The organism is Micromonospora sp. Llam0 (genome assembly GCF_003751085.1).
In the GTDB taxonomy this organism is placed as follows: domain Bacteria; phylum Actinomycetota; class Actinomycetes; order Mycobacteriales; family Micromonosporaceae; genus Micromonospora_E.
The window spans coordinates 2,306,839-2,320,190 of record NZ_RJJY01000001.1 but is presented as its reverse complement, the minus strand read 5'-3'; the positions used below and the strand labels follow the sequence as shown (position 1 = coordinate 2,320,190).

At 72.4% G+C, this 13,352-nt stretch carries 8 protein-coding genes; 6 read left to right on the top strand and 2 right to left on the bottom strand.

What is annotated here, in order from left to right; translation table 11 throughout:
- Positions 1 to 248 precede the first annotated feature (248 nt).
- Positions 249 to 1,640: a PHB depolymerase family esterase gene (locus EDC02_RS10415; protein ID WP_123601759.1), complete on the top strand. Its 1,392-nt coding sequence runs from the start codon at positions 249 to 251 to the stop codon at positions 1,638 to 1,640.
- Positions 1,641 to 1,925: 285 nt separating this feature from the next.
- On the opposite strand, the gene EDC02_RS10410 is transcribed toward EDC02_RS10415, so the two are convergent.
- A complete protein-coding gene (locus tag EDC02_RS10410) occupies positions 1,926 to 3,230 on the bottom strand; it encodes a cytochrome P450 (protein ID WP_158632123.1) in 1,305 nt (434 codons plus the stop codon).
- 289 nt (positions 3,231 to 3,519) lie between these two features.
- Between EDC02_RS10410 and EDC02_RS10405 the strand changes: the two genes are divergently transcribed.
- From EDC02_RS10405 to EDC02_RS10395, 3 genes are all read left to right on the top strand, one after another.
- Positions 3,520 to 4,749: a CHAT domain-containing protein gene (locus EDC02_RS10405; protein WP_158632122.1), complete on the top strand. Its 1,230-nt coding sequence runs from the start codon at positions 3,520 to 3,522 to the stop codon at positions 4,747 to 4,749.
- Positions 4,746 to 5,639, top strand: coding sequence for a Clp protease N-terminal domain-containing protein (locus EDC02_RS10400; RefSeq protein ID WP_158632121.1), 894 nt, complete (start codon positions 4,746 to 4,748; stop codon positions 5,637 to 5,639). Before EDC02_RS10405 ends, EDC02_RS10400 begins: the two co-directional genes overlap by 4 nt.
- A 101-nt stretch (positions 5,640 to 5,740) precedes the next feature.
- Positions 5,741 to 7,876 carry a hypothetical protein gene (locus EDC02_RS10395; protein ID WP_123601756.1) on the top strand — a complete coding sequence of 712 codons (2,136 nt, stop codon included), beginning with the start codon at positions 5,741 to 5,743 and terminating at the stop codon, positions 7,874 to 7,876.
- Between the two features lie 33 nt (positions 7,877 to 7,909).
- On the opposite strand, the gene EDC02_RS10390 is transcribed toward EDC02_RS10395, so the two are convergent.
- Positions 7,910 to 9,604 carry a S8 family serine peptidase gene (locus EDC02_RS10390; protein ID WP_123604691.1) on the bottom strand — a complete coding sequence of 565 codons (1,695 nt, stop codon included), beginning with the start codon at positions 9,602 to 9,604 and terminating at the stop codon, positions 7,910 to 7,912.
- A gap of 469 nt (positions 9,605 to 10,073) precedes the next feature.
- Between EDC02_RS10390 and EDC02_RS10385 the strand changes: the two genes are divergently transcribed.
- Together EDC02_RS10385 and EDC02_RS10380 are read left to right on the top strand one after the other, a co-directional pair.
- Positions 10,074 to 10,550, top strand: a complete 477-nt coding sequence (locus tag EDC02_RS10385) for a hypothetical protein (protein ID WP_199757574.1) — start codon at positions 10,074 to 10,076, stop codon at positions 10,548 to 10,550.
- A 299-nt stretch (positions 10,551 to 10,849) separates the two neighbouring features.
- Positions 10,850 to 13,309, top strand: a complete 2,460-nt coding sequence (locus EDC02_RS10380) for a hypothetical protein (RefSeq protein ID WP_123601755.1) — start codon at positions 10,850 to 10,852, stop codon at positions 13,307 to 13,309.
- Positions 13,310 to 13,352 lie beyond the last annotated feature (43 nt).

The following is a 13,352-nucleotide window of genomic DNA, read 5'->3' as shown; positions in this document are numbered from 1 at the left end:
GGGCACTCCGGCGTGGCTCGGGGGCAGCGGTACCGACTGTAGACGGCGTGATCTCCGGTTGGCGCAGGTGACCTGGGTTCCCGGATCCGGCCTCGACAATGATCGAGCTATATCGATTGACACTTGTCTGTCCGGCGGGAACACTAAGTGCCACACGTTGCCGTGCGAAGGCCGGGCGGGGCAGGGCCGGACGTCCCGTCGGCCGGCACACGACAGGGGACAGCACACGACAGGAAGGAGTCAGGTGCATGAGAGTCAGACGAAAACTGCTGCTCGGCATGGCGATGTCGCTGGTCGCCGCCGGCCTGGTCGTCCCGGCGCTCCGGCCGGCGTACGCGGCGTCGTTGGTCCAGGTGACCAACTTCGGCAACAACCCGGGCGGAATGCAGATGCACGTCTACGTGCCGGACAGCCGCCCGGCGAACCCGGCGATCGTCGTGGCGATGCACGGCTGCGGCGGATCCGGACCCGGCTTCTACTCCGGCAGCGAGTTCGCCTCACTGTCCGACCGGTACGGCTTCATCGTGATCTACCCGACCGCCACCCAGCAGGCCGGCTTCGGCAACTGCTTCGACGTCTGGTCCGAGGCGGCGAAGCGGCGGGGCGGCGGCAGCGACCCGGTGTCGATCATGTCAATGGTCCAGTACGCCCAACAGCAGTACGGCGGCGACCCCAACCGGGTGTACGTCACCGGCAGTTCGTCCGGCGGCATGATGACCAACCACATGCTGGCCGTCTACCCGGACGTGTTCAAGGCCGGGTCGGCGTTCATGGGGGTGCCGTACAACTGCTTCGCCAACGCGGCCGACTATCCGCCGTGGAGCAGCCAGTGCACCGGCGGCAGCATGAACCGGACGCCGCAGCAGTGGGGTGACGCCGTCCGTCAGGCGTACCCGGGCTACTCCGGCCCGCAGCCGCGGGCGCAGCTGTGGCACGGCACCGCCGACACCCTGGTGCCGTACTCGTTGCTGCAGGAGGCGGTCGACCAGTGGACCAACGTGTTCGGGCTGAGCCAGACCCCGACCCGCACCGACACCCCGCAGCCCAGCTGGAACCGCCGCCAGTTCGCTGACAGCTCCGGCACCGTCCAGGTCGAGGCGTACAGCGTCCAGGGCGCCGGCCACAGCCTGCCGAGCGGCGGCATGGCCGCCGTCGCCATCGAGTTCTTCGGGTTGACCTCGACCCCGCCGCCGACCACGGCGCCGCCGCCCACGACCGCGCCGCCACCGACCACCGCACCGCCGCCCACGACCGCGCCGCCACCGACCACGGCTCCGCCGCCCACCACCGTGCCGCCGCCGACGACGCAACCGCCGCCTACCGGTGCCTGCCGGGTCGCGGCCACCATCAACGCCTGGAACAACGGGCTGACCGGGAACTTCCGGATCACCAACACCGGTTCCAGCGCCGTCAACGGTTGGTCGCTGGTCTTCACCCTGCCCGGCGGGCAGACCATCACCGGGGGCTGGAACGCCACCTACTCCCCGAATTCGGGTCAGGTGACGGCCCGCAACATGTCCTACAACGCCAGTATCCCGGTCAACGGCTCGGTGGACATCGGCTTCCAGGCCACCCACACCGGCAACGCCGGGGCGCCGACCTCGTTCACCCTCAACGGCGCCGCCTGCACCATCAGCTGACCAGCGGCTGAACCACCGGCCCGGACAGCCAGACAGGGAGAGTCCCCGGGGCCCCGCCGATCGGCGGGGCCCCGGGGACCCTGTCCTGCAGTCGTCGACGTCGTCCGCCGGGTCGGTCTACTCGTAGTGGTAGGGCCAGTAGATGTACCGGCCGCTGACCCGCTTCCTGCCGGCCAGCCGGGCGGCCAGGTGACGCAGTGTCCGCATGGCTACCTCCTCGCTCGATCGAGGTGAGTAATTCTCATGACCATCGCATACACGTTGCGGGTACGCAACGAGATGTGATCACGACCTTCCGTCGACAAATCGGGCCAGTAGGCCGGCCGGTGCGAGTCGGCCGGCGAACCGCAGCCGGGTGGCGGCGGCGTTCGACGACTCCACCGTGCCGCGCTGGGCCAGCCGGGAGACGGTGAGGGTGAGCTGGCGCATGGTCAACGCCGTACCGATACAGACCCGGGGCCCGGCGCCGAAGGGCAGGAACGCCGCCCCCGGTGCCGGCCGGCCAGCGGCCCACCGGCCGGGGTCGAACTCGTCGGGCCGCTGCCACCACCGTGGATCCCGGTGGATCAGGTACGCGCCGATCAGCACCTCGTCGCCGGGCCGCAGCGTCCACGGCCCCAACCCGGTGGCCGTACGGGCGGTCCGGGTCATCAGCCACGCCGGCGGGTACAGCCGCAGCGCCTCGTTGACCACGGCCTCGGCCAGCGGTAGCCGGTCCGCTGGCGGCGGGTCGCCGGACCCGGCCGGTCCGCCCGCCTCCGCCCGCAGCGCGGCGACCAGCTCCGGTCGGCCGGAGAGTTCCCAGATCAGCGAGGTCAGCGCGGCGGCCGGCACGCCGTGTCCGCCGAGCAGGACCGGGCGCAGCGTCGACACGACCGCCCGGTCCGGCATGGCCGGCCGGGCCGCCAGCAGCACGTCCAGTAAATCCGGGGTAGACGTACCGGCCGGGGCCGTCCCGGCCCGACGGCGTCGCACCACCGACAGCAGGGCGTCGGTGAACGCGCGGTGCGTGCGGAAGAACCGACGGTTGCGGCGCACCGGCAGCCAGGCCGCGAACCCGTACGTCGCGGTCTCGAACGGCGCGGTGGCGGCGGCGCCCTCGGCGAGCAGCTCCGGAACCCCTGCGGCGTCGGCGCCGAAGCAGTAGTCGGCGATCGTCGCGGCGGCGTACCGTCGCATCATCGCCAGCACGTCGGTTTCCCGGCCGGCGGCGGCGTCGAGGGCCGCGTCGAGGATCTGGACGGTACGCCCGTCCGCGGCGGCGCTGGCGTGCCGGTCGAGACCGGCCCATGCCGCCCGGCGGGCCGGCATCCAGGCCTCGGCCCGCTCGGCGGCCCGGTCGAGATCGGGGCGGGCGTCGAACGGGGCCAGCTCGGGCAGGAAAGCGTTGCCCGGCCGGGTGAGCACGTCGTGAGCCAACTCCGGGTCGATCACGAACACGGTGCGGTCGTCGAACGTGAACACGTCGCCGTACTCGCGGTGACTGCGCTCGATGAAGCCGATCCGGTCGGACTCGTAGGCCGGGGTGTTGCCGGTGAGCCAGTGCCCGCGCGGCCCCGGTGGCCGGTTGCCCTGCTTACGCGGTGCCACCTGTGGCTCCTTACCGAGTGCAGGACCCCGCTCCGAGGTCCTGCACTCGTTCCCGGTGTCCGACGGCTGTCTACGCCTGGTGGTAGTACCACCACTCGTACCGGCCGCTGACCCGCCTCCGGCCCACCAGCCGGACTGCCAGGTGCCGCAGCGTGCGCATGTCCACCTCCTCGATCGGATTAGGTGAATGCTTTTCGTGATCGTGTCACCTGATGTTTCCGTACACAACGCCGTCCCGGCGAAACTGTCTGTCCGACAGGTTCAAGGAGAGTCTGACGAGGAGGGTCCGATGAGTTCGCCGATGTCACGCGACGTCGACCGGCGGATGGCGGCCGCCCGGGAGTGGGACGACACCGTCGCCGAGGTCCGCAAACTGCCCGGCTTCGAGGACTTCCTGCTGCCGCCCCGGTTGTCCACCTTGCTGCCGGCGACCCGCAACGGGCCGGTCGCGGTGATCAACGTCAGCCGGTGGCGGTGCGACGCGTTGATCGTCGAACCCACCGGCGTACGCGTGGTCGAGCTGCCCCGGCTCACCGCACAGATCGTCACCGAGCGGGCCAACGCCTACCTGACCAGTCTCGGCGTCGCGGAGCGCGCCGCCCGGGAGTTCGACACCGTGCCGTCGCCGGCCGACGACGGCACCCTCGCCGACGTCTGCGAATGGCTCTGGGACGACGTGGCCGGGCCGGTGCTCGACGCGCTCGGCCTGGCCGACACACCACCGGCCGGCGCACCGTGGCCGCGGATGTGGTGGTGCCCGACCGGGCCGCTGGCGCTGCTGCCGCTGCACGCCGCCGGCTACCACCGCGCCGCCGGTGGTTCGTCACCTGGCACGCCCCCACGTACGGTCATCGACCGGGTGGTCTCCTCCTACACGCCGACCCTGCGGGTGCTGCGGGAAGCCGTCGAGGCCCGCCGGGACGGTCCGGCCGACCCCCGGATGCTGGTCGTCGGCCTGCCGCACACCCCCGACCAGCCGCCGCTGCGCAACGTCGCCCGGGAACAGGCGGTGCTGCGTCGGCTGCTACCCGGCAACTGCACGTTCCTCGACGACGGGCAGGCCACCCGGGCGGCGGTCCTCGCCCAGCTGCCCCGGCACCGCTGGGCGCACTTCGCCTGTCACGGTGACCAGAACCTCCAGCGGCCCTCCGACGGTGGTCTGCTGCTGCACGACGGCGCGCTCACCGTCACCGACATCAGCCAGCAGCAGTACCAGGGCGAGTTCGCGTTCCTGTCCGCCTGCAAGACCGCCGTCGGTGGGGTGAACCTGCCCGACGAGGCGATCACCCTGACCGCCGCCCTGCACTACACCGGCTACCGGCATGTGATCGGTACCCTGTGGTCGGTGCTGGACGCGACGGCGGCGGATGTCGCCGAGGCTGTCTACACCGCGTTGGCGGTCGACGGTCGGCTCGACGCCGACCGGTCGGCGTACGCGCTGCACGACGCGGTCCACCAGGTGCGGGCCGCCGGGGCGCCGATGGCAGCGTGGAGCCCGTTCACGCACACCGGCCCGTGACCGGGGCGGGCGACCGGTACGGCACGGCGGCGCAGGCCGTCGTCGACGCCGCGTACGCAGTGGCCGCCCACCGGCCGACCGTACCGACCTGCACCACTGTGGATGATCTGCTGGTGGCGCTGCGGACCGCCGGCGACCCGGTCGTCGCACCGGTGCTGGCGGCGCTCGGCGTACCGGAACAGCCGATCCCGGGGTCCGCGCCGGTGCACCGCCCGGCGGACGCCAACCTGGTCCGGGTGCTGCTGACCGCCGCGTCGGTCGCCGGCCGGTTCGGCGCGGCCGGGATCGAACCGGTGCACCTGCTGCTGGCCGCGTTGCGCGAGCCGGACGGGGAGCTGGCCGCCGCGCGGACCGCCACCGGGTCCACCGTCGAGCAGGTACGTCGGCGGACCGTCGGCGGCTACCTTGGTGTCCGTGGCCTGACCGACGCACTCGACGCCGCCGCAGGTCGGGCCGTGGTCGACGCCGGGGTGCGTGCCGGGCGGGCCGGGGCGACCGAGACCGGCCCCGACCATCTGCTGCTGGCACTGGCCACCGGCGACGAACCGGGCGTCGCCGAAGCACTGTCGGTGCTGGCCGCCCACGATCGTTCCCCTGCCGGCGATCCGGATCAGCCGGCGAGGCTCCTGCCGCTGTCCACAGCCGGGCACGAGGCGCTGGCCTGGGCGATGTGCCTGCTGGTCGACGGCGACGACACCACCGACGCCCGGTCGGCCCCGCCGACTATCGGCGTCGCCGACCTGGCCCGGGCACTGCTGGACCAAGCCGCCGCGGCCGGGTCAGCGGTGCTGGACCGGCACGGCGTCGACCCGCGCCGGCTGCGCGCCGACGTCGACCGGCGCTCGCGGACGCCGCCGCCGAGCGTCAGCGGGAACACGAGCAGCGGCTGACCCGGCTCGCCCAGCGGCGCACCGGACCGCCCGGCCGGCTACGCAACTGGGCCCGGCGGGCGTTCGTCGAGCCGGCGACGGCGCAGGCGCTGGACGAGGCGATGCGGCTGGTCGTCGAGGCGGACCGGGACCACTCGCTGGCCAAGGCCGACCGGGCGGTCTGGCTGTACGAGCGGATCCTGACCAACACGCCGGCGGACGACCCGTACCGGCTGCGGCGCACGGCGGGTGCCGCGACGGCGTACCTGACCCGGTCGGTCATCACCGGTTCCGCCGACGGTCTGACCACCGGGCTCTGGTATGCGCACCTGGCCGCCAGCCAACTGCCGGATGGCGATCCGCTGTTCGGCCCGGCGTTGGCGCTGTACGCGTCGATGATCGTGCACGACCAGGACCTGCGCGGCCAGGTCGCCGAGCTTCCGCAGGCGATCGCGGCCGCCCGCCGGGCGGCGGCGGTGGCCCGGGCCGGCCGGCCCGAACCGGGCCAGGACCCGGAGAAGGATCTGCTGTCCCCGGCCCTCGACGCGCTCGACAACGCGGCACAGCTGTGGTTCGAGGCCACCGGCAGCCGGCAGTTCGCCGACCTGGCGGTGGTGGCCGGCGTCGGCGCGTTGCGGCACAGCGGCCCGCGCCACCCGAAACGGGTGGCGTTGCTGAGTAACCTCAGCCGGGCGCTGACCGCCCGGACGATGGTGCTGCCCGGCCCGGACGCTGACCGGGCCCGGGCGATTCGGCTGGGTGAGGCGGCGGTGCGGCGCTGCCCACCCGGGCATCCGGAGCGGGTGCTGGCCCTGACGAACCTCGGCATGGCCCTGCTCAACGCGCCGCCTGGCTGGCCGGTGGACTACCGGCGGGTGGTCGACCTCGGTCGGCAGGTCCTCGACCTGACTCCGACGGATCATCCGCAGCGGCCGCGGCGGCTGGCGAACCTCGCCAGCGCGGCCGAGCTGTACGCCGAACACGGCGGCGGTTCGCCCGCTCTGGACACGGCGGTCGACCGGGCGACCGAGGCCTGCGCGGCGGCATCCGACGGGGTGATCCGGTCGCAGGCGTTGTCGGCGCTGGGCAGCGCGCTCGTCACCCGCTACGACTGGTGGGCCGAGCCATCCGATCTGGACGAGGCGTTGCTGCGGACGGCGGAGGCGGTGGACGCCTGCCCGGAGGGCCACCGGGCCCGGTGGGCGTACCTCAGCAACTACGCGGTGATCGCGGCCGACCGGTGGAATGCGTACGGCGACGAGCATGCCCGGGACACCGCGCTGGAGGTGAGCACCCGGCTGCTGGCCGAACTGCCGCACTGGCACCGGGACCGGCCGGCGGCGCTGGCCATGCACGCGCTGCGGTTGAAGTCGGTCGGCCGGATCGACGAGGCGGTCGAGCTCGGTGAGGCCGCCGTGCGGGCCGCCGAGGAGGCGCTGCCGGCCGCCGACGTCGGCGCAGCTGCCGACCTGGTCATCTGGTTGAACAACCTGGTCAGCATTTACCGTCGTCGCTGGTACGAAGGTGGTGACGCCGCCGGCCTCGATCGGGCGGTCGAGGTGGGGGAGCGCGGCACGCGGGTGCTGGCGCGGATGCCGCCGGAAGCCGCGTCCGCCGTGTCGGCGGCCCGGCTGCGGTACGGACTGTCGCTGGCGTTGCGGGACCGCTACCGGCAGCGGCGTGGCCTCGACCCGGACTCGTGGGTGGGCCCGGAGCGGTCCGTGCGCACCGCGCCCGCCGCGGCCGCTGCGGAACCGCCCGGCGACGGGGTGCCGGCTGACCCTGCCGCTGAGCGCGACGCCGAGGCAGCGTCGGACGGCTGGCGGCAGGTGCTGCAGGACCCGACGCTGCCGGTCGACCTGCTGGTCAGCTCCGCCGTGGAGCTGGCCGGCCTGCATGCCGGGCGGGGTGAGCCGGTGGCCGCCGCCGACGGCTACCGGGTCGCTCTGGACCAGCTTCCCCGACTGAGCTGGCGCGGGCGCAGCCGCAGCGGCCAGGAGGACGCGCTGGCGCGTTGGCACCTGCTCGGCGCGGACGCGGCGGCGGTGGCGGTGGACGGCGGCGATCCGGGCGCCGGCGTCGAGCTGCTCGACCAGGCTCGCGGTGTGCTGTGGGGGCAGTTGCTCGACGACCGGTCCGCCGCGCGTCGCCTTCGGCAGGCCCATCCGGCGTTGGCCGACCGGTTGGCGGCGGCCGCTGCCGGGCTGGACGTGGCCGGTGCGGAACCGGCTGCGGCCGGCGGCCGGGGCGGGCGGTGATCAGCCCACCCCGGCCGTCCGGACCGGGTGTCCTCAGCGGTGGTGCAGCGGTCGGGTGACTGCGGCGAAGGCGTCGACGACGCCGTGGCCGTAGAAGCCGTTGAAGCTGGTGCCGCCGTCGCAGTAGGCGTCCCACTCGGGGGACCGGCCCTCGTTGGCGTAGGACACCAGGCGCGGCTCGGGGCAGGCCGTGTCGGCGGCGGTCCGGTACAGGTGCCGTTCCACCTTGTCCGGGTCCAGGGTCAGCCCGCCCCGGCGGCCGTCGCGCTTGCCGTACCGGCTGACGATCAGCGCGGCCACCCCGGAGACGTGCGGCGACGCCATCGAGGTGCCCTGCAGGTACGTGTAGTAGCCGCAGGTCCCGGCCGACGTGCAGTCCTTGAACACGTACGGCTCGGCGTCCGGCACGATGTTGCCGTCGGCGTCGACCGCGCCCTCCTCCTGGAGCACGTGCAGCGGGTACGACGACAGGATGGTGTTGTCGTAGGTCCGGTGGGTCGGGGTGCCGTACCCGTCGCGGAACCAGCCACCGGGCGCGGCGACGGAGATCTGCTCGGTGCCGTAGTTGGAGTAGTCCGCCTTGGCCTTCGACGGGCCGAGCGCCGACACACCGATCACGTGTGCGCCTTCGACCGGCAGGTCCCAGCAGGTGTCGTTGTCGATGGTGCGCAGCCGGGGGGTGCCGCCGTAGTTGGGGCTGGACGAGTCCGGGCGGGGGTCGCCCAGGTCCTCGTGGTTGTTGCCGAGCGAACCGACCAGGGTGACGCCCCGCTTGTGCGCGTACCGCAGCGCCCGGTTGACCGCCTCGATGGTGGCCCGCTGCGACGCCTGCTCCTCGGCGGAGTCGGCCGGGTTGTCCAGGCAGTTGTACAGCCACGGGTCGATGTAGAACGACATGTTGACCACGTCGATGCCGGCGTCACCGGCGTAGACCAGGGCGTTGACCACCGAGTCGAGGAAGAAGTAGCCGGAGTCCTGGCCGCCCTTGAGCGCCACCAGCGTCACGTCGGGGGCGACGCCGGACAGGCCGAAGCGGTTCGCGGCGGCGCCGATGGTCCCGGCGACGTGGGTGCCGTGGCCGCTGTCGTCCCGGTCGACCGGGTCCAGGCAGGACTCGACCTCGCAGGGGCCGTCGATGTCGGGGATGTCGGGGGCGAAGTTGCGCGACAGCGAGTAGCTGAAGTTGGGTCGGATGTCCGGGTGCTGCCCGTCGACGCCGGTGTCCAGGATGCCGACGGTGACCCGCCGGTCGCCCGGCTCGACCCGGCGTGACTTGTCCGCCCGCATCATCGGCAGGCCCCACAGCTTGTCGTCGAGCGGGTCCATCCGGGTGCCGCGTCGCCCGGCCGCCCCGGCGGACGTCGCACCGGCGATGCGGTGCTCCTGCTCCACCGCGTCGAAGCGCTGGCGTGGCGCGTAGCCGATGGCCCGCTTCTCCGCCGCGCCGAGCAGCGCGGGAGCGGCGGCGACCTTGGCGGCGAACTCGGCGTCGTCGGTGACGACCTGGAACATGCCCACGTCGGCGGTGCTGCCGGTGACGGTGCCGCCGGCGGCCTCGATGGCCGCCATCGCCTCGGCGGCGCCGGTGCCGGCCTCAGCGACCACCGTGTACTCGGTGACGTCACCTGCGGCGTCGGGGGCGGCGGCGGCCGGTCCGGCCGGTACGGCGCCCAGCAGGGCCAGCGCGGTCGCGGTCGCGACGGCGCCGGCGGTGAAGCGTCTGCTCACCACATCATCCCTTTCGTGGAGTGTGCCGGTTTCACACTGAAGTTGGACGGCGACTCTTCGCGGTCCCGGGAGGTACTGTACCGCCGGTTGATCTCGAGGCGGACCGCCAGTTCGGCCCGGAGCGCTCCGCCGGATCCTCGCTGGACACCCGGGACTGGACACCCCGGGAATGCGCGCCGCCATGCCTCGATAGTCAACAGTGGCTCGAACGAACTGTTCGTCCTAACCCGAGATGTCCTCGTCGTTGGTGTCATCATGATCGACTCGGGTGGTCAAGGTGGTGTTCGGAAGACCATGCCCCATCCGCCCTGATAAATATTTCCTGGCGGCTCGATGTCATCCGGGTCGACGTGAGAAGTGGTGAGTCGGTTGACTATGCTCCCCGTCTGATTCGGCAATCGGGGCTCGGTGGCCAGTTATCTGCCGTGCCGCACCGAACTGCACAGTCGAGATGCGGGAGTGATTACGTATGTTCAAAGTTGGCCGGGTGATCCTGGTGCGTCGTTGGTCGGTATTGGCGGTCCGGGTCGCGCTGGTGGTCGGTGCCGGACTGGTCACACTGTGGTGGGACCAGGCGGAGCAGGCGGCCGTCGTCCTGTCCGCACTGGCGGGAGCCGCTCTGATCGGTGCGCTGCCGGCCCGGTCCGATAGGCCGGCGCTGGAGCCGACTCCTGGCCGGCAACTGCCCGACATCGGCGAGCGGGGAGAAGAAGCGGCCGATCGGGTCCACCAATCCGCTGGTCCGGCAGGCCCTGCAGCCGTGGTGCCGGCGGAGATACGGGTCACCGCCACCGGTGCGGCAACGGCCACCGCCGGCGGGGCGGCGGTCAGCGGTCTGAGCGCACCGGCCCACGCGGTGCCGGCGAGGGTGGACGTTTCGAACACCGGCGACGTCGAGGCCGTCGGCGACGGCAGCATCGCGACAAGCGGGGTCCATCTCAGCTGACTCGGGTGGTACGGGTGATCTGGCACACGCGACGGACGGGTGACACCGTCACTGCGGCTGGAACGGGGCCGGCAGCGGCCATCGGCGACCGGTCGATCGCCGTGAGCGGAATATTCTTCAGCTTGTTTGGGCCTTTTGGCTACCGCGACCGGGGCAGCCGTGGAACTTCCATCGTCCTCGAACGACTGGCCAGGCAGGTGCGCGACCAGTTGGATGAGGAGATGAGACACGTCGGCCCGCAGGCTCGGATTTCGTTGCGCAAACCGTCGCGGTCCGGACTGGCGCAGAATGACCGAGTTGTGTACGGCAGCGATGACGTAGCCATGCGCTGGTCGACCGGATTTTCCAGCGAATCGCTCGCCGATCTCGCCGACGCCTTCGAGCGGCTACCCAGGCGGCGTCTCGTCCTGCTCGGGGCGGAAGGCGCCGGCAAGACCGCCGTGTCGGTGGCGTTTGCCCACGAGTTGCTGTCCCGGCGTGCGTCGTCCCAGCCCGGGACGACCCAGCCGAACCGGCCGATCCCGGTGTTGTTCCCGCTGGGCGCCAGCGACCCAGGTGATCTCCTCACCTACCGCCCACCCGGCTCGCGGCGGCGGGTGCCGCAGCCGAGGCCGTTCGACCAGTGGCTGGCCCGGCAGTTGGTCAGCCGGTACGGGTGGGCCTTCGGCGGGCCGCGACGGCGCGCCCTGCGCCACGCGCTGACGTTGGTACGCGACGGCCAGGTGCTCCCGATTCTCGACGAGTTCGACGCGTGGGCGGGTTCTTCCGCGCGGGCGGTCACGATGATCGGCGACAGCCCGCATCCGATCATCGTGAACTGCCGCAGCGACGAGTACACGTCCGCTGTCAACGGAGTGGACGAACACTGGTACCGCGTCCCGCTCGACGGTGCGGCGGTGCTCGAACTGCAGCCGGTGCCGCCGGAGCAGGCCATGGCCTACCTGCGCCAGGTGACACCCGATCACCATCAGGCCAAGTGGGACGAGGTGTTCGCCCGTCTCAACCGCTCGCCGGACGGACCACTGGCCGAGGCGATGGCGACGCCGTTCATGCTCTGGCTGGCCGGCATCGGGTACGGTGCCCGGGACGCCGGTCCCCGCGGCCTGTTGGACGCGAGCCGGTTCCCTGACCGGACGAGCGTCCAGAGCCGGCTGATCGACACCTTCATCGATGCCGGCGATCCCGATCGGCGCGACCCGGACTGGGCGCGGCGGCACTGGGCACCTCTGGCGTTCCTCGCCGCGCGGCTGCGGCGCAACGGGAGCAGCGAGCTCGCCTGGTGGCGGCTGCCGGCGGAACTGCCACCACATGTGACGGGAGCCGTCCTGGGTGGTCTCGGCGGGGCCTGCACCGTGCTCACGGTGATCGCCGGAGCGGCCCTTGGCCGGTGGATGGACGTGGTCACGACCTTGGGCCCGGACATGGCCGGCAGGGTCGGGTTGTGGGCCGCGCGGGACGTAGCCTCGGTCGGGATCGCCTTCGCGGTGGTCGTCGCGCTGCTGACCGGCATCGCCGGTTGGCAGGCCGCGCGGCGGCCACCGGCTCCGGTCACCTTTACCTGGCGGCTCGGCTCGCGGCCGCGGATCCTGATCGAGGAGTCGACAAGGGGCGCGGCGTTCGGGGCCGCCGGAGCCACACTGTTCGTGGCGATCTTGACGGTGTTGTTCGGCCGAGACCAGGCCTGGCACATGGCACTGGCCGGCTACCTGATCGCGGTGCCGGCCGGCGCGGTCATGCTGCTGATGCAGGGCCAGGTCATGACGGACACGACGCAAGGGGACCGGCCGTCCGGGGTGCTGCGCAACGACCGCAGGGCCGCGCTGGTGAGCATGGCGTTCAGCGCGATCGTGACCGGCATGCTCGCCGGGCTCGTGCTCAAGCTCGTGGTCAGACCGGCCGACAATCCGCCCGTACTGGCCACGGCCTTCACGTTCGGCGTCGGTGCGGCGATCGTGCGAGGCGCCCGAGCGGCCTGGCTGCACTTTACGATCGCGCGTATCTGGCTGGCTGCGCGCAGCCCGCTGCCGTGGCAACTGATACGTTTCCTCGATCAGGCGTACGAGTCACGGCACAAGGGACTGCGTCGGGTGGGCGGTGTGTACGAGTTCCGGCACCGGTTGCTGCGGGAGCGTCTGGCCCACCGCTGGGAGAACGAGCATCCCGAGCCCGTACGCCGTGCCGGGCGCCGTAGATGGTGGGTGGCCGTGACGGCCGGCTGCGCACTGGTGGTGACTGCGGGCGCGGTCGGAGTCACCGGCGGTCCGAGCCGGGCCACGCCCACCGTGGTGTGTGACGCGGTGGCCGCCCACCGGCCGGTCGAAGCCCCCGTGCCGGTCCTGCTGCACCGCACCGGCTGCGTCCTGCAGGCGACGACGGATGTGTTCACCAACTATCGCGACAAGATCGACGCCGACACCGGCGAGCCTGGCCGTGGCAGCACCGAGCGGCTGGTCGGCCCGGTCCGCGATGGTGGCTTGGCTGACCTCATCGTCGAGTACCACCAGATCCGCAGCGCGTCGGACACGCCCTCGTTCGCGCTCGTGCGGGCTGGCCGGCCGGGCGGTTACCAGGCGTGCCGGACGTTTCAGCAGCGACCGGGCCGGCTGGTGGCCACGATCCGGCACAGCGAGATCCACCGCGGCGACCAGCTGTGCGTCCTGACCGACGAGCGACGTACCGCGCTGGTCCAGGTCGTCGAACCGCCGACTCCGCCCCGGCCCCGGATGGTGGTCGACGTCACTGTATGGGCGGACCGGTGAGGCTTGGGCGACCTACCATCCGAGCACCGCGCGTGGCTTCGTC